This is a genomic window from Vibrio sp. 1641 (assembly GCF_033339995.1).
GTDB lineage: Bacteria > Pseudomonadota > Gammaproteobacteria > Enterobacterales > Vibrionaceae > Vibrio > Vibrio alginolyticus.
In genome coordinates this window covers 1-790 of record NZ_JAWOVP010000115.1, presented here as the reverse complement: position 1 = coordinate 790, position 790 = coordinate 1, and the positions used below count along the sequence as shown (strand labels likewise).

Sequence of the window (790 nt, the reverse complement as noted above, 5' to 3'; positions counted from 1 at the left end):
CGTGAGCAAATAATAATCGAGGATAGGATGAAAGGACTTCTACGTGTATTGGCTTTTAGTTGTATGGCAGTCAGTGCAGCGACCGCCGCTGAAGAGGTGAATTATTACGTTATCGCCGACCAAGCAAGGCCATTTCAAATCGAACAACAAGGACAACAACACGCCGGGATCGTGACGGATATTGTGAACGCGATTTTTGCCAACTCAGATTATAAGGTGAATTTTCACACCTATCCGTTTAAGCGCATGATTTCATTATTAGAAGCGGGTGGGGAAGAAAACTGGCTGACATACGGCAGCCCTGATTGGGGCCGAGTTCAATCAGAAAACTTATCTAAAGAGCCTATTTACACTGTAAAACACGTGTTGGTATCCAGCAGTGATGCGCCTTTTAAATTCAATACTATGCAAGACATCAAAGGTCGTTCCATCGTATTGCTGCTAGGTTTCGACTACCCAAACTTAATGCCGTTTTTTGAAGATAAAACAGTCAACGAGATGCGCGTTAAAGATTACGACGCCGCATATCGCGTAATTCAGAGAACGCCAGGCGATACGGCGTTTGTCGAGATGGAATCGCGGGTGATGTACAACTTAAAACGTCTGGAACTGCCACTCGAACAATTTGAGATTCAATCTTTTAGCGCTGTGATCCCCGACTATTCGATCTATCTGGCCTTTTCTCCAGAGATGAAACCTGAAGTACAACACTTTATTAATCAACGCCTGTCGGATCTAAAAGCCTCGGGAGAGATCGATAACATCGTCAAACACTATCTTTAACGCGCCT

At 44.3% G+C, this 790-nt stretch carries 1 protein-coding gene; it reads left to right on the top strand.

What is annotated here, in order from left to right:
- The first annotated feature begins 27 nt into the window (after positions 1-27).
- Positions 28-783 carry a substrate-binding periplasmic protein gene (locus tag R7Z47_RS24505; RefSeq protein WP_024702262.1) on the top strand — a complete coding sequence of 252 codons (756 nt, stop codon included), beginning with the start codon at positions 28-30 and terminating at the stop codon, positions 781-783.
- The last annotated feature ends 7 nt before the right edge of the window (positions 784-790 follow it).

What these genes read in the sequence shown, in the direction of transcription:
- R7Z47_RS24505 (WP_024702262.1), top strand. Translation starts at nt 28, where the DNA reads ATGAAAGGACTTCTACGTGTATTGGCTTTTAGTTGTATGGCAGTCAGT.